Consider the following 21,223-nt stretch of genomic DNA (forward strand, 5'->3'; position numbering starts at 1 on the left):
GGTCGCGGGGTCGTGGCTGTGCGGTCACGCCTTGACCAGGCGCTGGAGGATGCCGAGCGCCTCGGTCAGCCGCCGCTGGTCCTCGGCGGACAGCTCGGTGGCGATCGCCTCGGCGAGCCAGCCGCGCCGGGCCCGGCGGCCGGTGCCGCGCAGCCGGACCCCTGCCTCGGTGAGGGAGAAGACGACCTGACGGCCGTCGGTGGGGTGCGGCGAGCGGGCGACGAGGCCGCGTTCCTCCAGGGCCGCGAGCGTCATCCGCATGGACTGCGGCCGGACGATCTCGGCGCGGGCCAGGGCGGCGGTGGTCGCCGGACCCTCGCTGCCGATCCGCCCCAGCACCGAGACCTGCGAGGGCGTGAGCGCGCCCTGCGCCGAGGCCGACGCGGTGCGCAACCGGCGCTGGAGCTGCGCGATCACCGTGGTCAGCTCGTCGGCGACCCGCGCCTGGTCCTGAGTGGGCATGGTTGCACCGTACGACGTCGACAGGAAAACTTGCAAGTTTGACTGTCGAAATCGTCCGCCGTTGAAAACTCCCCGTAGCAGCGCCGTAACACCGTGGGTGTCGAATGCCCACCGGGCGCGGGGAGCGGGGGCGGCGGATGCGAGGGTGTGATGACAACGGAACTGGCCGGTGCGGCAACGGAGTTCACGTTCTACTTCCGGTCGATGGTGGCGGCGCTCGGGGACCGTCCCGGCTGGTACGGGGTGTTCGCGGGGCGTGAGCCGGAGGCCGCGCACGCCTACGAGGGCGGCGCGGACATACCGCCCTGGGACGTCGTCGGGGCCGTCCTGCACGATCTGGCCGCCGCCGTCCGGGCGCCGCTCGACGAGGCGGAGGTGTCCCGTGCCCGGGTCCTGCACCGCGCCGCCGTCGCGGAGTGGGACGCCGCGCCCGGCGCGGAGAGCGCGCTCCGCCTCCGGCTCGAAGTGACCTCGCGGGCCCGTGACATGGCGCTGCTGCGCGAGCGCGAGGCGGCCCGCGCCCTCGACCAGGCCCCCGCCGACCCGGCGGGAGCCGCCACCGCCCGGCTCGCCAACATCCTCGCCTGGGCCCGCGACGACCGTGAGCGGGCCGCCGCCCGCTGCGACGAACTCCGCGCCCGGCTGGCCGCCTTCGCCGCGCCCCCGGCCGCCGACTGGTTCCGCCAGACACCCGAGCGCCATTCCGCCGCCCAGCCCTCCCCGGCCGCCGAGCGCGACCCCGCCGCCCAGCCCTCCCCGCCCGCCGAGCGCCATTCCGCCGCCCAGCTCTCCCCGGCCGCCGAGCGGCATCCCGCCGCCCAGCTCTCCCCGCCCCCCGAGCGCGACCCCGCCGCGCCCGCCGCCCGTACCGCCTCCTGGGCCCGCGACCCCCGCCCCGAGGAAGCCGCGCGACCGCGGCCCGCCAAGGCGACCGGCGCGCGCACCAAGGGCGCCTCCCGCCCGCGCGGCGCACGCTTCGCCGGGGCCTTCGAGGAGGCGGCGGGCGCCGAGGAAACGCCCCTGGAGCGGTCGGTGCCGCGCGGCGCGCGTTTCGCGGGCGCCCCCGCCGCCCCGGCCCCGCAGGCGACTGCCCAGGGACCCGTACGCGCCACCCCGCGCGGCGCGCGCTTCGCCGGCGCCCCGGAGAGCGCGGAACCGCGCCAGGCGCGGCCCACCCTCGACCCGCGCTGGCTGGCCGAGGCGCGGCAGGAGGCCGCGCGCCTCGGCGAGCTGCGCCGTACCGGGCAGAGCGGCGCCGCCTACGTCGTCATCTGCGAGGCGGCGGAAGGCCCGGCGCCCCGACTGCCCTACCTGCTCAGGGAGTTGGAGCGCACCGAACTGGCCGCCGACGTGGCCACCCTGCTCTGGGAGGTCGCCGCGCTGCCCGGCGCCCCGCTGGCCGCCGCCGCCTCTGAACTGGCCGCCGCGGGCCGTACCGGCGACTGCCGCACGCTCCTGCACCAGGCCGCGTCGCGCCCGCCTGCCGACCTGGCCACGATCGCGGGCGACCTGGCCGACGCGGGGCGCCACGAGGAGGCGGGCGAACTCCTGCGGACGCTCGCCCGGGCGCGTCCGCCCGAGGACGCCGCCGCCGTGGTCAGAGCCCGCCCCGGCCTGGCCGTTCCCGTCCTGGACGCCGCGGAAGCCGTCTCCAAATCCCGCCGCCGCGACATCGTGGCCGCCCTGCGCCGGGCGGGCCTGCCCGGCGGCTGACGCGGGCGCGCGCCGCCGAACGGGTTCCCCGAGGGGGAAACGTGATCGTCTTCGCCCGGTAACGGTAGCGGTCTTGCCACAGTGGGTAGGGCGCTTCTACGTTCTTCCCCACGGCTGGGATCTACGGGCGTAGAACGGGACTACCGGCGTGAAGCTGCCACGTCTGAGGAGCTGCTCATGAGCAATGTCGTGCGTGCCGCGCTCGTCCAGGCCACCTGGACCGGCGATACGGAATCGATGATCGCGAAGCACGAGGAACACGCCCGGGCCGCCGCCGCGCAGGGCGCGAAGGTGATCGGCTTCCAGGAGGTGTTCAACGCCCCCTACTTCTGCCAGGTCCAGGAGGCCGAGCACTACCGGTGGGCGGAGCCCGTCCCCGACGGGCCGACCGTCCAGCGGATGCGGGCGCTGGCCCGCGAGACCGGCATGGTCATCGTCGTGCCGGTCTTCGAGATCGAGCAGCCCGGCGTCTACTACAACACCGCGGCCGTGATCGACGCGGACGGCACCGTCCTCGGCAAGTACCGCAAGCACCACATCCCGCAGGTCAACGGCTTCTGGGAGAAGTACTACTTCAAGCCGGGCAACCTCGGCTGGCCGGTCTTCGAGACCGCCGTCGGCCGGATCGGCGTCTACATCTGCTACGACCGCCACTTCCCCGAGGGCTGGCGCGCCCTGGGCCTCGCGGGCGCCCAGATCGTCTACAACCCGTCGGCCACCAGCCGCGGCCTGTCGGCGTACCTGTGGAAGCTGGAGCAGCCCGCGGCGGCCGTCGCCAACGAGTACTTCATCGCCGCGATCAACCGGGTCGGCCGCGAGGAGTACGGCGACAACGACTTCTACGGCACCAGCTACTTCGTCGACCCGCGCGGCCAGTTCGTGGAGGGCACCGCCTCCGACACCAAGGAGGAACTGCTGGTCCGCGACCTGGACCTGGACCTGATCGACGAGGTCCGGCAGACCTGGGCCTTCTACCGCGACCGCAGGCCCGACGCCTACGGCGACCTGACGGAGGGCTGAGCGATGGCCACCGCGACCGAGAGCGCGCACGCCGCGCTGCACGCCCGCCACCGCGCCGTCCTGCCCGACTGGCTGGCCACGTACTACGCCCGGCCGATCGAGCTGACGCACGGCGAGGGCCGCCACGTCTGGGACGCCGAGGGCAACCGCTACCTGGACTTCTTCGGCGGCATCCTCACCACGATGACCGCGCACGCGCTGCCCGAGGTCACCGCCGCCGTCGCCGAGCAGGCCGGGAAGATCCTGCACTCCTCGACGCTCTACCTCAGCCGCCAGGCCGTGGAGCTGGCCGAGCGGATCGCCCGGCTGTCCGGCATCCCCGACGCCCGGGTCTTCTTCACCACCTCCGGCACCGAGGCCAACGACACGGCCCTGCTGCTGGCCACCGCCTACCGCCGCTCCAACCAGGTGCTGGCGCTGCGCAACAGCTACCACGGCCGCTCCTTCACCTCGATCGGCATCACCGGCAACAGCGCATGGTCGCCGACCAGCCTGTCCCCGCTCCAGACGCTGTACGTGCACGGCGGGGTGCGCAGCCGCGGGCCGTACGCGCATCTGACGGACGCCGAGTTCACCGCCGCGTGCGTCGCGGACCTGGAGGACATCCTCGGCCAGGCCAATGGCACGGTCGCCGCGCTCATCGCCGAACCCGTCCAGGGCGTCGGCGGCTTCACCTCGGGCCCCGACGGGCTGCTCGCCGCCTTCAAGCGGGTCCTGGACCGGCACGGCATCCTGTGGATCACCGACGAGGTGCAGACCGGCTGGGGCCGTACCGGCGACAACTTCTGGGGCTGGCAGGCGCACAGCGGCTCCGGCGCCCCCGACATCCTCACCTTCGCCAAGGGCATCGGCAACGGCATGTCCATGGGCGGCGTGGTGGCCCGCGCCGACGTCATGAACTGCCTGAACGCCAATTCCATCTCCACCTTCGGCGGCAGCCCGATCACCACCGCGGGAGCGCTGGCGAATCTCACCTACCTCCTCGACCACGACCTCCAGGGCAACGCCCGCCGGGTCGGCGGCCTGCTCAAGGCCCGCCTCACCGCCGTCTCCGCGGGCCTGGGCATCGTCCGCGAGGTGCGCGGACGCGGCCTGATGCTCGGCGTCGAACTGGTCGAGCCGGGCACCGACACCCCGTCCCCCGCGGCGGCCTCCGCCGTACTCGAAGCGGCCCGCGCGCACGGCCTGCTGATCGGCAAGGGCGGCCTCGCGGGGAACGTCCTGCGGATCGCCCCGCCGCTCTCGCTCACCGTCGCCGAGGCCGAGGAGGGCGCCGACCTGCTGGAGGCGGCCCTGAAACAGGCGCAGAGCGAACTCGCGGACCAGGCACCGGGCGAATCCGAAGGAGGGACCGCGCAGTGACCGCGACCCGTACCGTGATCCGCGGCGGCCTCGTCATCACCGCCGCCGACGAGATGCACGCCGACGTCTTGATCGAGGGCGGCAGGATCGCCGCCCTCGCCGCCCACGACAGCGACACCGCGGCGGGCTGGACCGCCGACACCGTCATCGACGCCACCGGGAAATACGTCATCCCCGGCGGCGTCGACGGGCACACCCACATGGAGATGCCGTTCGGCGGCACCACCGCCTCCGACACCTTCGAGACCGGCACCCGCGCCGCCGCCTGGGGCGGCACCACCACCATCGTCGACTTCGCCATCCAGGGCGTCGGCGCGTCGCTCCGCTCCGGGCTCGACGCCTGGCACGCCAAGGCCGACGCGCAGTGCGCGATCGACTACGCCTTCCACATGATCGTCTCCGACGTGAACGAGCACTCGCTCAAGGAGATGGACATCCTGGTCGAGGAGGGCGTGACCAGCTTCAAGATGTTCATGGCCTACCCCGGCGTCTTCTACAGCGACGACGGGCAGATCCTGCGCGCCATGCAGCGTGCCGCGGGCAACGGCGGCCTGACGATGATGCACGCCGAGAACGGCATCGCGATCGACGTCCTCGTCCAGCAGGCCCTCGAAGCGGGGAAGACCGACCCGCGCTACCACGGCGAGGTCAGGCACGCCCTGCTGGAGGCCGAGGCCACCCACCGCGCCATCCAGCTCGCCCGCGTCGCCGGCGCCCCGCTCTACATCGTGCACGTCTCCGCGCAGCAGGCCGTCGCCGAACTCACCGCCGCCCGCGACCTGGGCCTCAACGTCTTCGGCGAGACCTGTCCGCAGTACCTGTTCCTGTCCACCGACAACCTCGCCGAACCCGGCTTCGAGGGCGCCAAGTACGTGTGCAGTACGCCGCTGCGCCCCCGCGAGCACCAGGCCGCGCTCTGGCAGGGCCTGCGCACCAACGACCTCCAGGTGGTCTCCACCGACCACTGCCCGTTCTGCTTCACCGGGCAGAAGGACATGGGCGTCGGCGACTTCTCCAAGATCCCCAACGGCATGCCCGGCGTGGAGAACCGCATGGACCTCCTCCACCAGGGCGTCGTGGACGGGCACATCAGCCGCCGCCGCTGGATCGAGATCGCCTGCGCCACCCCGGCCCGGATGTTCGGCCTCTACCCGCGCAAGGGCACCATCGCGCCGGGCGCCGACGCCGACGTGGTGATCTACGACCCGCACGCCGAGCAGGTCATGTCCGCCGAGACCCACCACATGAACGTCGACTACTCCGCCTACGAGGGCAAGCGGACGACCGGCCGGGTCGAGACCGTGCTGTCCCGCGGGGTGCCCGTGATCGAGGACCGGTCGTACGTGGGCCGGGCCGGTCACGGCCAGTACACGCCGCGCGGCATCTGTCAGTACCTGATCTAGCCCTCAGCCTCACAGAAGGAGCGGCGCCATGGACTTCGGCCTCGTGCTGCAGACCGATCCACCCGCCTCGAACGTCGTCGGCCTGATGCGCCGCGCCGAGCGCAACGGCTTCACGTACGGCTGGACCTTCGACTCCGCCGTGCTGTGGCAGGAGCCGTTCGTCATCCACAGCCGCATCCTCGACCACACCGACCGGCTCAAGGTCGGCACGATGGTCACCAACCCCGGCACCCGCACCTGGGAGGTGACCGCCTCCACCTTCGCCACCCTCAACTCGATGTACGGCAACCGCACGGTCTGCGGCATCGGCCGCGGCGACTCGGCGATGCGGGTCGCCGGGCGCAAGCCCAACACCCTCGCGCGGGTCGGCGAGGCGATGACCGTCATCCGCGACCTCGCCGAGGGCCGCGAGGCCGTGGTCGACGGCACACCGCTGCGGCTGCCGTGGGTCGAGAACGGCGAACTGCCGGTCTGGATGGCGGCGTACGGCCCGAAGGCGCTGGCGCTGACCGGCGAGAAGGCCGACGGCTTCATCCTGCAACTCGCCGACGTCTACCTCACCGAATGGATGGTGAAGGCGGTACGGGACGCGGCCGAGAAGGCGGGCCGCGACCCGGCCTCGGTCACCGTCTGCGTCGCCGCGCCCGCCTACGTCACGGCCGACGACTCGCCCGAAGCCCTCGCGCACGCCCGCGAACAGTGCCGCTGGTTCGGCGGCATGGTCGGCAACCACGTCGCCGACCTCGTCAGCCGTTACGGCGAACACTCCGACCTGGTGCCGGAGGAACTGACCGAGTACATCGCCCAGCGGCACGGCTACGACTACGCGCACCACGGCCGCTCGGGCAACCCCGACACCGCCTTCGTGCCCGACGAGATCGTGGACCGCTTCTGCCTGATCGGCCCGGTCGACCGGCACCTGGACAAGCTGCGGGCCCTGCGGGACCTGGGCGTCGACCAGTTCGCGGTCTACGACATGCACGACGCGAAGGAGGCGACGATCGACGCGTACGGCGAACACATCATCCCGGTGCTGGGCTGAATCGCGCGGCCGGGTCCCGGCGCGCGGCTGACCTGGGGGAGCGGGCCCGCGGCGGCAGCGCCGCGGCTGCCCGCACCCGTGGGACGGCCGTTGTCCACAGGGCGGGAACCGCGCGGCGCCCGGGTCTGATTGGATGGCGGCATGGGCAATGAGGTCGGTGCGGTATCGGGTGACGCGGCGGGCGCGGACGGCGTCGGCGACGGCGTGGACGACGCACTGCTCGCCGCCGTCGAAGACGTGATCAGAGCGGTGGTCGCCGCCGAGGTGGTGCCGCGCTGGCGGCGGCTCGGCGACGACGACATCTCGCGCAAGAGCGGCCCGTACGACCTGGTCACCACCGCCGACCGGCGCGCCGAGGAACGGCTCACCGAAGAGCTGACCGCGCTGCTGCCCGGCTCCGTCGTGGTCGGCGAGGAGGCGGTCAGCGCCGACAGCGGCGTACTGGAACGGCTGGGCGGCGACGACCCGGTGTGGGTGGTCGACCCGGTCGACGGCACCTCCGCCTTCGTCCGCGGCGAGGACGGCTTCGCCACCCTGGTCGCCCTCGTGCGCGACGGCGTACCGCTCGCCTCCTGGACGTACGCCCCGCAGCGCGGCCTGTTCGCCACCGCGCGGCGCGGCCGGGGCGCGCATCTGGACGGCGAGCGGCTGCACACCCGCACCCCCGAGGCGGGCGAGCCGCTGCGGCTGTCCACCTCCAACCCGGTCTACCGCACCGGCTACGAACGCGACGCCCTGACCCGGCTGGACGCCTCGGGCGCGGTCTGCACCCCCTGCACCTGCGCGGGCCTGGCCTACCTGGACGTGGCCCGCGGCGCGATCGACGCTGTCGCCTTCTTCTGGGAAGCGCCCTGGGACCACGCGGCGGGACTGCTGCTCGCCACCGAGGCGGGCGGCGTCAGCCGTACGGCGTCCGGCGCGCCCTTCTCGATCCCCGGCGGCAACGAACTGCCCTTCACCCTCGCCCGCGACGAGGCCACCGCACGGCAGGTCACCGAGCTGATGGCGGCCGGAAGGTGAGCCGCGCGGTCGTGGCCGACGCCGTCGTCGTCGGCGCGGGTCCCAACGGGCTGACGGCGGCGGTGGAGTTGGCCCGCGCCGGGCTCTCCGTGCAGATCTACGAGGCCGCCGACACCGTGGGCGGCGGCGCCCGCACCGAGGAGCTGACGCTGCCGGGCTTCCGGCACGACCCCTGCTCCGCCGTGCACCCCTTCGGCATCGGCTCGCCCGCCTTCGGCGCGCTGCCGCTCGCCGAGCACGGCCTGGAGTGGCTCCAGCCGGAAGTCCCGATGGCGCACCCGTTCCCCGACGGCACCGCCGCCGTTCTCGCCCGCACAGTCGGCGAGACCGCGGCCTCGCTCGGCGCGCGCGACGCGGGCACCTACCGGCGGCTGCTCGCGCCGTACACCGGTCACTGGGACACGCTCGCCGCGGACTTCTTCCGGCCGCAGTGGGCCGGGATACCGCGTGACCCGTACCGCTTCCTCCGGTTCGGCCTGACCGGCACGCCGCCCGCCGCCGTCCTCGCCCAGCGCTTCCGCGACCCCAAGGCGCGGGCGCTGATCGCCGGGCTCGCCGGGCACGCGATCACCCGGCTCACGCAGCCGTTCACCGGGGCGATGGCGATGATGTTCGCGCTCGCCGCGCACGAGAACGGCTGGCCGGTCGCCCGCGGCGGCTCCCAGGCCATCTCCGACGCGCTGGCCGGGCACCTCACCGAACTGGGCGGCGTCATCCGCACCGGCGTCACCGTCCGCAAGCTCGACGAGCTGCCGCCCGCCCGCGCCTATGTCTTCGACACCTCGCCGACCGCGCTCGCCCGGATCGCCGGACTCGGCGACGCGTACCGCGGCTACCGCTACGGCGCCTCCGTCTTCAAGATCGACTACGCGCTGGACGGGCCGGTGCCGTGGACGTCCCCCGACGCGCGGCGCGCGGGCACCGTGCACATCGGGCCCAGCTACACCGAGATCGGCGACGCCCTCAACCGGGCGGTGACCGGGCGCCCGCCGCAGACGCCCTTCCTCATCACCGCCCAGCCGTCCGTGATCGACCCCTCCCGCGCCCCCGAGGGCAAGCACGTCTTCTGGGCCTACGGGCACGTCCCCCACGACTGGCACGGGGACGCCACCGATGCCGTCGAGCGCCAGATCGAGCGCTTCGCGCCGGGTTTCCGTGACCTCGTCCTCGCCCGCGCCGTCACCGGGCCCGCCGGTCTCGCCGCCCGCAACGCCAACTATGTCGGCGGTGACATCGCCTGCGGCGCCTACTCCGGACTCCAGTCCGTCATCCGGCCCCGCCTCGCCGCCAATCCCTACACCACCATCCGCCCCAACCTCTTCCTCTGCTCCTCGGCCACCCCGCCCGGCCCCGGCGTCCACGGCATGCCCGGCCACCACGCCGCCCGCGCCGTCCTCCACCACCTCCGCCGCGCCGCCCGCCGCTAACCCCGCCGCGCGGCGCCTATCCCGAGGGCGGCACCCCGATCTTTTAAGGGGCGCGGCCCCCAGGCGGTCACTCTGCCGGGGGCGGCACGCCGATCTTTTCAGGGGGCGCGGCGCCCGGGCGGTCACTCTGCTGCGGGCGGCACCCCGATCTTTTCAGGGGCGCGGCGCCCGGGCGGTCACTCTGCTGTGGGCGGCACCCCGATCTTTTCAGGGGCGCGGGGAACTGCGCGCCCAGCCACCGCCGGGCTTTCAGCCCGAAAACACACAGCAACTGCCCCGCTGCGGCCGGTATTTACAGCTCGCCACGGCTGGTGGCTGGGCGCGCAGTTCCCCGCGCCCCTCAAGCAGGCCCTGCGCCAGCCCGGCGCAGTTCCCCGCGCCCATAAGAACAGGCCCTGCGCCAGCCCAGCGCACATCCCCGCGCCCCTAAGAACAGGCCCTGCGCCAGCCCGGCGCGCAGTCCGGGTCAGGGGAGGGGGAGGCCGCGGCGGGCCTCGTGGACCAGGCGGGCCGCCGAGGCCACGGTGGCGGAAAGCTCCTCGGTCGAGAGCCCACTGCGACCGAGAAGAACGCCGACCTCGTCGGCGAACCCCGCGGGAGCCCCGGAAAGCACCGCGGCCGCGGGGAAGGCCCCCTTCTCGTTCAGGCACCACACCCGGTTCCAGGCGTGCAACGCCTGCGCGAGGACACCGAAGGCCCGCGACAGGCAGAGGGACACGTGCACGTGATCCCCCTTGACGGCCGACTTCGCGGCAGCGGCCACCGTGAACTCCGCCTCCCACGCGGCCTCGACCAGCGCCCGCCGCAACGCCTCGGGATACACCCGCGACTCGGCCCGGAGCGCCGCCAACTCCCCGTCGGTGTCGGCGAGTACGTGCCCGAGGGCGACCTCGCCCGGATAGCAGGGCGACCAGAAACCGAGCGGGTGCCCCGGCTGGATACCGACCTCGTAGCGGCCCTCGCGGCAGTCCTGCCACACCCGCCGGACGCGGTCGACGTCCCGCAGGATCCAGTCGACGGCGACCCCGTCCACGCGCAGCCACGCCCCGGCGTTGACCCACGGCCCCCACCCGCCCGGCGCGGCCACCTCCACCGGTTCCCCGGTGAACTCCCGCGCGAGCGCGGCCAACGCGGCCACATCCGGCTCGCCCCGGTAGTACACCCCGAGGTCCCAGTCCGAGTCCGCCCGGTGCGTCCCGCGCGCACGGCTGCCCCCGAGCAGCACCCCGACCACCCCGGGCACCTCCCGAAGGGCTTGGGCCATGGCGACCACGGGAACGTCCGGCGCGGCGGCGAGGACTTCGGGCAACGGCGGCTGATCAGCATGCATGCCGTGACGGTACGGGAGGGCGGGGCGGCCCCGCGCGCCTATTTCCGCTGCCCGCGCGGTGCCCGAGGCGACGCCTTGCCACGGTGCCGCGCCGTACCTATTCTTACTCACCAGTAAACTTACTCTGGAGTCAGGAAGGCCCGACATGGCGGCGCTCGACGACATCGACCTCGAACTCCTCGACTTCGGCACGGTCGAGCCGAAGGAATTCGCGCGGATCGTACGGGATCTTCCGGCCCGCCGGATCGCGGAGTTCATGAACGGAGCGCAGCGCCGACGGGTCCTGGACGAGGTCTTCCACCGGATGGGCACCCTCTTCAAGCCGGAGTCGGCAGGCCGCCGCGACGCCCTGATCCGCTGGCGGATCACGGCGGGGGACGAGGCACCGGACGTCTACGAGACGCACATCGCGAACGGCGCCTGCGCGGTCACGGCCGAGGACACCGGACGTACGCCGCAGCTCACCCTCACGATGGCCGCGCCGGAATTCCTCAAGCTGGTCTCGGGCAACGCCTCGGGCCCGGCGCTGTTCTTCACCCGGAAGCTGAAGGTGCAGGGGGACATCCGGCTGGCCGGCGGCCTGACCTACTTCTTCGACATCCCCAAGCCCTGACCGCCCGCCGCCGCATACGCCCGTACGGCCGCGACCGCCGCCCGCTCGTACGGTCGCGGCCGCGCGTCCGGGCCGAGCACGGCGCCGGTGACCAGCCGGAACAGCAGGGCGCGGACGAGGAGTTGGGCCCACGCGTCGGGGTCGGGGACATGGCCGTCCCCGGCGGGGCCGAGCGCGAGGACCGCGGGCCCCGCCCCGTACCAGAGCAGCGCGTCGACCACCACGACGGCCGCCGCCCAGTCGGCGGGGTACCAGTACGGCGGCCAGTCGATGACCGCGGGCGGCAGGCCGTCCGCGAAGAGCACATTGCCCAGCAGGTCGCCGTGCACGACCTGCGGCGCCGGTGCGCCGGACGGCTCGAACGGGCGGCGTTCTGCGGCCAGTTGGGCGATGAGCGCGGCCACCTCGGCGTCACCGTCGCCCCCGTCGTCCAGCGGCGACTCCTCCCAGGCGACCCGGGCCGCGTACGACCACGGACCCTCACGCGTGTCGAGGAAGCCGGGGCGCGGTACGTCCGCGAGCGCCGCGTGGAAGGCGGCGGCCGTCCGCAGCACATCGGCGGGCCGCCCCGGGTCGGACCGGCCGGCCACGTACTGCCACGCCTCCCAACCCTCCGCCGTCCAGCCGCCGTTCGCCGCCCGGACCGGCCGCGCGACCCGGAAGTGCGGGGACGCGGGCAGCGCAGTCAGCACCTCGGCCCGCCACGCGGTCTCGGCCGCGAGCCCGGTCGGCTTGAGCACCACCTCGCCGTCCCGCCAGGTCTGCCCCTGCCCGCCCGGCAGCGGCACCGGCCGCCCCGGCGCGCCGAAGGCCGCGAGCACGGCGGCAGACGGCGGGACCGACCCGGCTGGCTGGGTGGATTCGATCATGAGGCAAAATCCTAGATCCGGGGTCGCGGACCCGGCGACGGATATACCGCGCGGCGGCACGAGCCGGACGGTTCGACGGCACATGCGCCGCAGGCGAACTCGCCTCGCCGACCCGGCCCCCGACCTCGGACACCTCCCCGACAGGCCCCGCCGCCCAGCCGGTTGACGTGACGTCAGTTGACGCCCGCGCGGCGGCCGTTCTCCAGCTCCACAGGACCGGCGCCCGCGGCGAGGGCGGCCAGGGCCGCGTGGACACGGCGGGCGGCGCCCGGCGAGAAGTAGGAGTCGATCTCGTCGGCCGGGACCAGCTTCCAGGAGTCCAGTTCCTCCTCCTGGAGCCGTACCGCCGCCAGCCGCGTCTCGTCCAGCACGCCGCCGTCGTAGAGGTAGCTGGCCAGCGGCGGCCTGCCGGGCCCCGTCACCCAGTCGACGGCGAGCAGCGGGCCCGGCTCGATGTCCAGACCGATCTCCTCCGCGCTCTCCCGGCGGGCCGCCTGCCGCGGCGTCTCGTTCAGATCGGACTCGATGGTGCCGCCCGGCAGCGTCCAGGTCCCGTCGTCGCGGTAGTTCGGCTCGACGATGAGGATCCGGCCGTCGGCGGACCTGAAGAGGGTGTTCGCTCCCGAAATGATCTTCGGCAGCCCTGCGATGTACGTGGCGAAGTCGGTCGTCGTCATGCCGCCAAACCTACGACCACGGGCCGCGCGGCGGACTCGCGATCCGGTGATCGCGCGGTGACACAGCGCGGTGCCCATGGGCAGGCGGGCCCGGCCGGGATAGGGTCCCACCGGCGCGATGTTCCGTTTTCGGATGGGGAGTACGACAGTGTCCGACGCTGCAACAAGATCCACGGGACGTGTGCTGATCGCCGCGGACAAGTTCAAGGGCTCGCTGACGGCGGTGCAGGTGGCCGCGCATGTCGAGGCGGGGCTGCGCAAGGGCGCGCCCGGTGTGACCGTCACCTCCGTACCGGTCGCCGACGGCGGTGACGGCACCGTCGAGGCCGCCGTCACCGGCGGTTTCGAGCGCCGCACGGTACGCGTCACCGGACCGTTGGGCGAGCCGGTCGACGCCTCGTACGCGCTGCGTGACCGTACCGCCGTGGTCGAGATGGCCGAGGCGTCCGGCCTCCAGCACCTGCCGTCCGGCGTCTTCGCGCCGCTCACCGCGACCACGTACGGCACCGGCGAGCTGCTGAAGGCCGCGCTCGACGCGGGCGCCCGCACCATCGTGCTCGGCGTCGGCGGCAGCGCCACCAACGACGGCGGCGCGGGCATGCTCAGCGCGCTCGGCGCCCGGCTGCTGGACCGCGACGGCGCGCCCGTCGCGCCCGGCGGCGGCCCGCTGGCCGCGCTCGCCACCGCCGACCTGTCCGGGCTCGACCCGCGGCTGGTCGACACCGAGATCGTCCTCGCCAGCGACGTCGACAACCCCCTGCTCGGGCCCAAGGGCGCCGCCGCCGTCTACGGGCCGCAGAAGGGCGCCTCCGAGGCCGACGTCGCCACGCTCGACGCCGCCCTCGGGCACTACGTCGACGTCCTCGCCCTCGCCGAGGGTCCGACCGCCGCCGCGGCGGCCGACGCCCCTGGCGCGGGCGCCGCGGGCGGCATCGGCTACGGGGCCCTCGTCGGCCTCGGCGCCACCTTCCGGGCCGGTATCGACGTCATGCTCGACGTCCTCGGCTTCGCGGCCGCCCTCGACGGCGTCGACCTCGTCATCACCGGCGAGGGCTCCCTCGACGAGCAGACCCTGCACGGCAAGGCGCCGGTCGGCGTCGCCCAGGCCGCCCGCGCCCGTGACATCGACGTCGTCGCCGTCTGCGGCCGTCTCGCGCTCAGCCCCAGCGCCCTCGGCTCCGCCGGGATCCGCCGCGCCTACCCGCTCTCGTCCCTGGAACCGGACCCGGCCGTCTCCATCCCCAACGCAGGCCCGCTCCTGGAACAGCTCTCCGCCGAGCTGGCCCGCGACTTCCTGACCTAGCCAGCCCCAGCGCCAGCCCCAGCCCCCCCAGCCCCCAGCGCCAGGCGCAGGCGTGCGGAAACGACTGCGGCCCCTCCGCCGAGAGCGGAGGGGCCGCGGGCCGTAGCAGCACACCGGGGGCTCACCCCGGAGACATGTCAGCGCAGAGCGTCCGCCCTGGCCTCGCGACGATTGGCCCGCATCGTATTGACGCGGCGCGTGGTCGCGAAGCAGGGGATGACCGCCGCGGCCACGCACTGGAGGGCGGCGCCCGTCTGGAGGAGCAGGTGGCCGCCGGGGACGTCGAGGGTCCAGGCGGTCAGGCAGCCCATGCTGATGAGGATCCAGCCGAGGGTGATGACGGCGAGGCGTCCGCGCGGCTTGGGGTACTCCACGCGGCTCACCATGAGCCAGGCGACGCCGACGATGGCGACGACGGTGGGGATGAAGGGCAGCTCCAGCAGGACGACGGAGACGACCGTCATCGCCCCGAAGGGGCTGGGCATGCCCTGGAAGACACCGTCCCTGATCGTGGTGCAGGAGAAGCGGGCGAGCCGCAGCACCACGGCCAGGACGACCATCACCGCGGCGGCGGCCGACACCTTGCCGTGGGCGTCGTCGGCGACCAGACCCCAGACGACGACGAAGTAGGCGGGCGCGAGGCCGAAGCTGATCAGGTCGGAGAGATTGTCCAGCTCGGCGCCCATCGCGGAGCTGCGCAGCTTGCGCGCGACCAGCCCGTCGAAGAGGTCGAAGACGGACGCGAGCAGCATGAGCGTCACCGCGGTGGCGGCGCTGTGCTTGGACATGCCGCCGACGGTGGTGCCCATCAGGTGCGGGACCAGGACTCCGGTGGTCGTGAAGTACACGGCCATGAAGCCACAGATCGCATTACCGAGAGTGAGCGCGTCGGCGATGGACAGCCGGGTGGACAGCGGAAGGTCGGCTACCTCGTCCTCCAGCTCGGTGACCCAGTGCGACTGCGCCTGCACCGGAGTGTGAGTGTGGGCCTTTGCCTGCGTGTCGGGTTCAACCACGGTCAAGGCGAGTCACCCCAGCCGTGGTGGTCTGCCCGACCTCGACGTCGGGCTCGATGCCCTCCGGCAGGTACACGTCGACCCGCGAGCCGAACCGGATCAGGCCGATCCGCTCGCCCTGTTCCACCTTGCAGCCGCGCGGCACGTACGGAACGATCCTGCGCGCCACCGCGCCGGCGATCTGCACCATCTCGACATCGCCGATCTCGGTGTCGAAGTGCCAGACCACCCGCTCGTTGTTCTCGCTCTCCTTGTTGAACGCCGGTACGTATCCGCCGGGGATGTGCTCGACGGAGGTGACCGTGCCCGCGAGGGGCGCGCGGTTCACGTGGACGTTCAGCGGGCTCATGAAGATCGCGACGCGGGTACGCCCGTCCTTCCACGGCATGATGCTCTGCACCACACCGTCCGCGGGACAGATCACACGGCCCTCGGCGATCTCGCGCTCGGGGTCGCGGAAGAACCACAGCATGCCCGCGGCGAGCGCGGTGGCGGGGACGGCCACCGTCGCCCAGCGGCCTGAGCGGCGCGCGCGGACAAGGCTTACCGCCGCGGTGGCGACGGTCGGGAGGAGCCACGGCGACGCTCCGCGCGCGAGTCGTACGCCGACAAGGCCGTCGCGTGGTGCAGAGGAATGGCTGTGGGGCATGGAAGACCTTCGTAGCGGAGGGTGCCGCGAATTACTTCTGGGGACGGCGGCTTTAACCCGATGGTATCGGTTGACACGGGCAACTCGGCAAGCTCAAGGGCGAGTCGATGGCTGGTTCCCGTGCCGCGACGGCTCACGCAGTGTGACCTTCCCCTCGGGTAAATGTCAATAAATACGGACATTCTTCCTTCGGTTATCCCTGGAGACGATACTCCTCCAGCAGTCGCCGCCCGATGATCATTTTCTGGATCTCGGCGGTCCCCTCGCCGATCAGCAGCATCGGCGCCTCCCGGTACAGCCGCTCGATCTCGTACTCCTTGGAGAAGCCGTAGCCGCCGTGGATGCGGAACGCGTCCTCCACCACTTCCTTGCAGAACTCCGCGGCCAGGTACTTCGCCATCCCGGCCTCCAGGTCGTTGCGCTCGCCCGAATCCTTCTTACGTGCGGCGTTGACCATCATCCGGTGCGCGGCCTCCACCTTGGTGGCCATCTCGGCGAGCTTGAACTGGATCGCCTGGTGCTGTGCGATGGGTTTGCCGAACGTGTGCCGTTGCTGTGCGTAGGCGATGCCCAGTTCGAACGCCCGCTGTGCCACACCGCAGCCGCGCGCGGCCACATTGACCCGGCCGACCTCGACGCCGTCCATCATCTGGTAAAAACCCCGGCCGCTCTGTCCGCCGAGCACCCGGTCGGCCGGAACCCTCACGTCCTGGAGGATCAGTTCCGTGGTGTCGACGCCCTTGTAGCCCATCTTGTCGATCTTCCCTGGCACGGTGAGGCCGGGGACCGAGGCGTTGGCGCCGAAGCCGGGCTCCTTCTCGATCAGGAAGGTCGTCATCGACTTGTGCGGCGGCGCGTCCTCCGCCTGCCCCTCGTCGGTCCTGCACAGCACCGCGACCAGATGGGAAGAACCGCCGTTGGTCAGCCACATCTTTTGGCCGTTGACGACGTACGCGTCCCCGTCGCGTACGCCCTTGGTGCGGATCGCCGACACGTCGGAGCCCAGTTCCGGCTCCGACATCGAGAACGCGCCACGCACGTCGCCCGCCGCCATACGCGGCAGGAAATGGTCCTTCTGCTCCTGTGTGCCGTGCTGCTTGATCATGTAGGCGACGATGAAATGGGTGTTGATGATGCCGGACACGCTCATCCAGCCGCGCGCGATCTCCTCGACCGTCAGCGCGTACGTCAGCAGCGACTCGCCGAGGCCGCCGTACTCCTCGGGAATCATCAGGCCGAAGATGCCCAGTTCCTTGAGCCCTTCGACGATGTCCGTCGGATATTCGTCGCGGTGCTCCAACTCCGTGGCGACCGGCAGGATCTCCTTGTCCACGAAGGAGCGGACGGTGGAGAGGATCTCCTTCTGGACGTCGGTCAGCCCGTCGGTCTGCGCGAGGCGGCTCATGACTCAGCTCTCTCCCAGCTCGGGACGGCCGGGCTGTTCCCCGCCGCGCTCCTTGATGTACGTGGCGGTCGGCACCAGCACCTTGCGGCGGAAGACGCAGACCAGGGTGCCGTCCTGCTTGTAGCCCCTGGTCTCCACCTCGACGATGCCGCGGTCGTTCTTCGACTTCGACGGGCGCTTGTCGAGCACCGTCGTCTCGCCGTAGACCGTGTCGCCGTGGAAGGTCGGCGCCACGTGCTTCAGCGACTCGATCTCCAGATTGGCGATGGCCTTGCCTGAGACATCGGGCACCGACATCCCGAGCAGGAGCGAGTAGATGTAGTTGCCGACGACGACATTGCGGCCGAAGTCGGTTGTCTTCTCCGCGTAGTTGGCGTCCATGTGCAGCGGATGGTGATTCATCGTGAGGAGGCAGAAGAGGTGGTCGTCGTACTCGGTGACGGTCTTTCCCGGCCAGTGCTTGTAGATCGCACCGACCTCGAACTCCTCGTAAGTGCGGCCGAACTGCACGTCATACCTCCAGCTTTTCCAGCTTGTTCGCGAGCCGGATCTCGTCCACGATCCGGCCGATGATCCCGGTGATTCCGAAGTCCTTCGGGGTGAAGACGGCCGCCACTCCGGCCTCGATCAGCGCCTTGGCGTCCGCCGAGGGGATGATCCCGCCGACGACCACCGGGATGTCGTCCACCCCGGCCCCGCGCAGCCGCTCCAGCACGTCCGGCACCAGGGCGGCGTGCGAACCGGACAGGATCGACAGACCCACGCAGTGCACGTCCTCGGCCACCGCCGCCGACACGATCTGCTCGGGTGTCAGCCTGATCCCCTGGTAGACCACCTCGAAACCGGCGTCGCGGGCGCGTACGGCGATCTGCTCGGCGCCGTTGGAGTGCCCGTCGAGCCCCGGCTTGCCGACCAGCAGCCGCAGCCGTCCGCCGCCCAACTCCTTGGCCGTCTCGGCGACTTTGCGCCGTACCTCGGCCATCGGACTGCCCTCCTCGGCGGCCACCGCGACCGGCGCGCCGCTGACCCCGGTCGGCGCCCGGAACTCACCGAACACATCGCGCAGCGCCCACGACCACTCGCCGGTCGTCACCCCCGCCCGCGCGCAGTCCAGCGTCGCGGGCATCAGATTGTCGGTGCCCGCCGCGGCCGAGCGCAGCGCGGTCAGCGCCTCCTGCGCGCGCGCCTCGTCACGCGCCACCCGCCAGTCGTGCAGCGCGGCCACCACCCGCGCCTCGTTGGCCGGGTCGACGGTCATGATGGCCGTGCCGAGGTCGGCGGTCAGCGGACTGGTCTCGGTGGACTCGTAGACGTTGACGCCGACGATCTTCTCTTCGCCGGACTCGATCCGGGCCCGGCGCTCGGCGTGCGAGGACACCAACTCCGACTTCAGATAGCCCGATTCGACCGCCGCCATGGCGCCGCCCAGCTCCTGGATGTGCTCGATCTCGGCGGTGGCGAGCGCCACCAGCTCCTCGACCTTCGCCTCGATCACATGGCTGCCGTCGAAGATGTCCTCGTACTCCAGCAGGTCGCTCTCGTGCGCCAGCACCTGCTGGATGCGCAGGCTCCACTGCTGGTCCCAGGGCCGGGGCAGCCCCAACGCCTCGTTCCACGCCGGGAGTTGCACCGCACGGGCGCGGGCGTCCTTGGACAGCGTGACAGCCAGCATCTCCAGCACGATCCGCTGGACGTTGTTCTCCGGCTGCGCCTCGGTCAGGCCGAGCGAGTTGACCTGCACGCCGTAGCGGAAGCGGCGCTGCTTGGCGTTCTCGATGCCGTACCGCTCGCGGGTGACGGTGTCCCAGATCCGGCCGAAGGCGCGCATCTTGCACATCTCCTCGACGAAGCGCACGCCCGCGTTCACGAAGAAGGAGATCCGCGCGACGACATCGCCCCTGCGCTCCTCCGGGACCTGCCCCGAGGCGAAGACCGCGTCCAGGACGGCGATCGCCGTGGACATCGCGTAGGCGATCTCCTGGACCGGCGTGGCCCCGGCCTCCTGGAGGTGGTAGCTGCAGATGTTGATCGGGTTCCACTTGGGGAGGTGGTTGACCGTGTACGTGATCATGTCGGTGGTCAGCCGCAGCGACGGGACCGGCGGGAAGACATGCGTCCCCCGTGACAGGTACTCCTTGACGATGTCGTTCTGCGTCGTGCCCTGGAGCGCGGTGAGGCCCTCCTCGCCGAGTCCTTGCTCCTCGGCGACCACCTGGTAGAGCGCCAGCAGCCACATGGCGGTGGCGTTGATGGTCATCGAGGTGTTCATCCGCTCCAGCGGGATGTCCTGGAACAGCCGCCGCATGTCGCCGAGATGGGCGATCGGCACGCCGACCCGGCCGACCTCGCCGCGGGCCAGCACGTGGTCCGCGTCGTAGCCGGTCTGGGTCGGCAGGTCGAAGGCGACGGACAGGCCCGTCTGGCCCTTCTCCAGATTGCGCCGGTACAGCTCGTTGGACGCCTCCGCGGTCGAGTGCCCCGCGTAGGTCCGCATCAGCCAGGGCCGGTCCTTCTGACGCCCTGTCATCGGGCGTCCCCGGCAGGGGAGTCGGGGACACCGGACGTCGCGTCGCGGAACAGGTTGATCGAGGGCAGGTGCTTCGCGCGCAGCTCCGGGTCGGTGACGCCCATGCCCTCCTCGGGGGCCAGCGCGAGGACGCCGACCTTGCCCTGGTGGAGATTGCGGTGCACGTCGTACGCCGCCTGCCCGGTCTCGGCCAGCGTGTACGTCCGCGACAGCGTCGGGTGGATCTTCCCCTTGGCGATCAGCCGGTTGGCCTCCCACGCCTCGCGGTAGTTGGCGAAGTGCGAGCCGACGATCCGCTTCAGGCTCATCCACAGGTAGCGGTTGTCGTACTCGTGGGTGTAGCCGCTGGTGGACGCGCAGGTGACGATCGTGCCGCCCTTGCGGGTGACGTAGACCGAGGCGCCGAAGGTCTCGCGGCCGGGGTGCTCGAAGACGATGTCGACGTCCTCGCCGCCGGTCAGTTCGCGGATCCGGGCGCCGAACCGCTTCCACTCGCGCGGGTCCTGGTGGTGCTCGTCCTTCCAGAACCGGTAGCCCTCGGCGCTGCGGTCGATGATCGCCTCCGCGCCCATCGCCCGGCAGATGTCCGCCTTCTGCGGGCTGGAGACGACACAGATCGGGGTGGCGCCGCCCGCCAGCGCGAACTGCGTGGCGTACGAGCCGAGTCCGCCGCTCGCGCCCCAGATCAGCACGTTGTCGCCCTGCTTCATGCCCGCGCCGTTGCGCGAGACGAGCTGGCGGTAGGCCGTGGAGTTGACCAGTCCGGGCGCCGCGGCCTCCTCCCACGTGAGGTGCTCCGGCTTGGGCATGAGCTGGTTGGACTTGACCAGCGCGATCTCGGCGAGGCCGCCGAAGTTGGTCTCGAAGCCCCAGATCCGCTGCTCGGGGTCGAGCATCGTGTCGTTGTGCCCGTCGGCGGACTCCAGCTCCACGCTCAGGCAGTGCGCGACGACCCGGTCGCCGGGCTTCCAGGCGTTGACCCCGGCGCCGGTGCGCAGCACGACGCCCGCCAGGTCGGAGCCGATGACGTGGTACGGCAGGTCGTGCCGCTTGGCGAGCGGCGACATCCTGCCGTAGCGCTCGAGGAAGGAGAAGGTCGAGACCGGCTCGAAGATCGAGGTCCAGACCGAGTTGTAGTTGACCGAGCTGGCCATCACCGCCACCAGGGCCTCGCCGGGCCCGAGTTCGGGCAGCGGGACCTGGTCGAGGTGGAGCGAGGTGCGGGGGTCCTTCTCGCGGGTGGTGAGTCCGGCGAACATCTCGGCCTCGTCCTTGCGGACGGTGACGGCGCGGTAGGACTCCGGCAGCGGGAGGGCCGCGAAGTCGGCGGCCGAACTGTCAGGCGCGAGGATCGCGTCCAGGATTTCCTTCATGGTGTCTGACCT

At 72.2% G+C, this 21,223-nt stretch carries 19 protein-coding genes; 9 read left to right on the top strand and 10 right to left on the bottom strand.

What is annotated here, in order from left to right; genetic code table 11:
- Window positions 1–24 precede the first annotated feature (24 nt).
- Window positions 25–462 carry a MarR family transcriptional regulator gene (locus ABZX65_RS15955; RefSeq protein WP_355339098.1) on the bottom strand — a complete coding sequence of 146 codons (438 nt, stop codon included), beginning with the start codon at window positions 460–462 and terminating at the stop codon, window positions 25–27.
- 150 nt (window positions 463–612) lie between these two features.
- Here ABZX65_RS15955 and ABZX65_RS15960 point away from each other — a divergent pair, with 150 nt between their 5' ends.
- From ABZX65_RS15960 to ABZX65_RS15990, 7 genes are all read left to right on the top strand, one after another.
- Window positions 613–2,175 carry a hypothetical protein gene (locus ABZX65_RS15960; RefSeq protein WP_355339101.1) on the top strand — a complete coding sequence of 521 codons (1,563 nt, stop codon included), beginning with the start codon at window positions 613–615 and terminating at the stop codon, window positions 2,173–2,175.
- Between the two features lie 177 nt (window positions 2,176–2,352).
- The gene (locus ABZX65_RS15965; RefSeq protein ID WP_355339104.1) at window positions 2,353–3,195 is read left to right on the top strand and encodes a nitrilase-related carbon-nitrogen hydrolase; all 843 of its coding nucleotides are present in this window, start codon (window positions 2,353–2,355) and stop codon (window positions 3,193–3,195) included.
- A gap of 3 nt (window positions 3,196–3,198) precedes the next feature.
- A complete protein-coding gene (locus ABZX65_RS15970) occupies window positions 3,199–4,557 on the top strand; it encodes an aspartate aminotransferase family protein (RefSeq protein ID WP_355339107.1) in 1,359 nt (452 codons plus the stop codon).
- The gene (gene hydA, locus ABZX65_RS15975) at window positions 4,554–5,960 is read left to right on the top strand and encodes a dihydropyrimidinase (RefSeq protein WP_355339110.1); all 1,407 of its coding nucleotides are present in this window, start codon (window positions 4,554–4,556) and stop codon (window positions 5,958–5,960) included. The genes ABZX65_RS15970 and hydA overlap by 4 nt, the downstream gene beginning before the upstream one ends.
- A 28-nt stretch (window positions 5,961–5,988) precedes the next feature.
- Window positions 5,989–7,002 carry a TIGR03842 family LLM class F420-dependent oxidoreductase gene (locus ABZX65_RS15980; protein WP_188281266.1) on the top strand — a complete coding sequence of 338 codons (1,014 nt, stop codon included), beginning with the start codon at window positions 5,989–5,991 and terminating at the stop codon, window positions 7,000–7,002.
- A 141-nt stretch (window positions 7,003–7,143) separates the two neighbouring features.
- Window positions 7,144–8,022, top strand: coding sequence for an inositol monophosphatase family protein (locus ABZX65_RS15985; RefSeq protein ID WP_355339114.1), 879 nt, complete (start codon window positions 7,144–7,146; stop codon window positions 8,020–8,022).
- 11 nt (window positions 8,023–8,033) lie between these two features.
- On the top strand, window positions 8,034–9,449 hold the full coding sequence (locus ABZX65_RS15990) for an NAD(P)/FAD-dependent oxidoreductase (protein WP_355339509.1): 1,416 nt from the start codon (window positions 8,034–8,036) through the stop codon (window positions 9,447–9,449).
- Between the two features lie 466 nt (window positions 9,450–9,915).
- On the opposite strand, the gene ABZX65_RS15995 is transcribed toward ABZX65_RS15990, so the two are convergent.
- Window positions 9,916–10,713, bottom strand: a complete 798-nt coding sequence (locus ABZX65_RS15995) for a nucleotidyltransferase domain-containing protein (RefSeq protein WP_355339512.1) — start codon at window positions 10,711–10,713, stop codon at window positions 9,916–9,918.
- A 211-nt stretch (window positions 10,714–10,924) separates the two neighbouring features.
- Here ABZX65_RS15995 and ABZX65_RS16000 point away from each other — a divergent pair, with 211 nt between their 5' ends.
- Complete coding sequence (locus ABZX65_RS16000) at window positions 10,925–11,392, top strand: SCP2 sterol-binding domain-containing protein (RefSeq protein ID WP_355339117.1); 468 nt, start codon at window positions 10,925–10,927, stop codon at window positions 11,390–11,392.
- On the opposite strand, the gene ABZX65_RS16005 is transcribed toward ABZX65_RS16000, so the two are convergent.
- Both ABZX65_RS16005 and ABZX65_RS16010 read right to left on the bottom strand, forming a co-directional pair.
- Window positions 11,365–12,261 carry a TIGR02569 family protein gene (locus ABZX65_RS16005; protein WP_355339120.1) on the bottom strand — a complete coding sequence of 299 codons (897 nt, stop codon included), beginning with the start codon at window positions 12,259–12,261 and terminating at the stop codon, window positions 11,365–11,367. The genes ABZX65_RS16000 and ABZX65_RS16005 overlap by 28 nt on opposite strands.
- A 173-nt stretch (window positions 12,262–12,434) precedes the next feature.
- Window positions 12,435–12,938 (bottom strand): NUDIX hydrolase, encoded by a 504-nt coding sequence (locus ABZX65_RS16010; protein ID WP_355339123.1) that lies wholly within the window; start codon window positions 12,936–12,938, stop codon window positions 12,435–12,437.
- A gap of 133 nt (window positions 12,939–13,071) precedes the next feature.
- On the opposite strand from ABZX65_RS16010, the gene ABZX65_RS16015 reads away from it, so the two are divergent.
- Window positions 13,072–14,241, top strand: coding sequence for a glycerate kinase (locus ABZX65_RS16015; protein WP_355339126.1), 1,170 nt, complete (start codon window positions 13,072–13,074; stop codon window positions 14,239–14,241).
- 137 nt (window positions 14,242–14,378) lie between these two features.
- Here the strand turns inward: ABZX65_RS16015 and pssA are convergent, their stop codons facing one another.
- The 6 genes from pssA to ccrA form a co-directional block, all read right to left on the bottom strand.
- On the bottom strand, window positions 14,379–15,212 hold the full coding sequence (gene pssA / locus ABZX65_RS16020) for a CDP-diacylglycerol--serine O-phosphatidyltransferase (RefSeq protein WP_355339129.1): 834 nt from the start codon (window positions 15,210–15,212) through the stop codon (window positions 14,379–14,381).
- A 37-nt stretch (window positions 15,213–15,249) separates the two neighbouring features.
- Window positions 15,250–15,906, bottom strand: a complete 657-nt coding sequence (locus ABZX65_RS16025; protein ID WP_355339132.1) for a phosphatidylserine decarboxylase — start codon at window positions 15,904–15,906, stop codon at window positions 15,250–15,252.
- A gap of 193 nt (window positions 15,907–16,099) precedes the next feature.
- Window positions 16,100–17,311, bottom strand: coding sequence for an acyl-CoA dehydrogenase family protein (locus tag ABZX65_RS16030; protein WP_355339135.1), 1,212 nt, complete (start codon window positions 17,309–17,311; stop codon window positions 16,100–16,102).
- Window positions 17,312–17,314: 3 nt separating this feature from the next.
- On the bottom strand, window positions 17,315–17,821 hold the full coding sequence (locus ABZX65_RS16035; protein WP_355339138.1) for a MaoC family dehydratase: 507 nt from the start codon (window positions 17,819–17,821) through the stop codon (window positions 17,315–17,317).
- 1 nt (window position 17,822) lies between these two features.
- Window positions 17,823–19,838, bottom strand: a complete 2,016-nt coding sequence (locus ABZX65_RS16040) for a protein meaA (RefSeq protein WP_355339141.1) — start codon at window positions 19,836–19,838, stop codon at window positions 17,823–17,825.
- Window positions 19,835–21,211, bottom strand: coding sequence for a crotonyl-CoA carboxylase/reductase (ccrA, locus tag ABZX65_RS16045; RefSeq protein WP_355339144.1), 1,377 nt, complete (start codon window positions 21,209–21,211; stop codon window positions 19,835–19,837). Before ccrA ends, ABZX65_RS16040 begins: the two co-directional genes overlap by 4 nt.
- Window positions 21,212–21,223 lie beyond the last annotated feature (12 nt).

The sequence above is a fragment of the Streptomyces sp. NPDC003300 genome (assembly GCF_040610915.1).
Classification (GTDB): domain Bacteria; phylum Actinomycetota; class Actinomycetes; order Streptomycetales; family Streptomycetaceae; genus Actinacidiphila.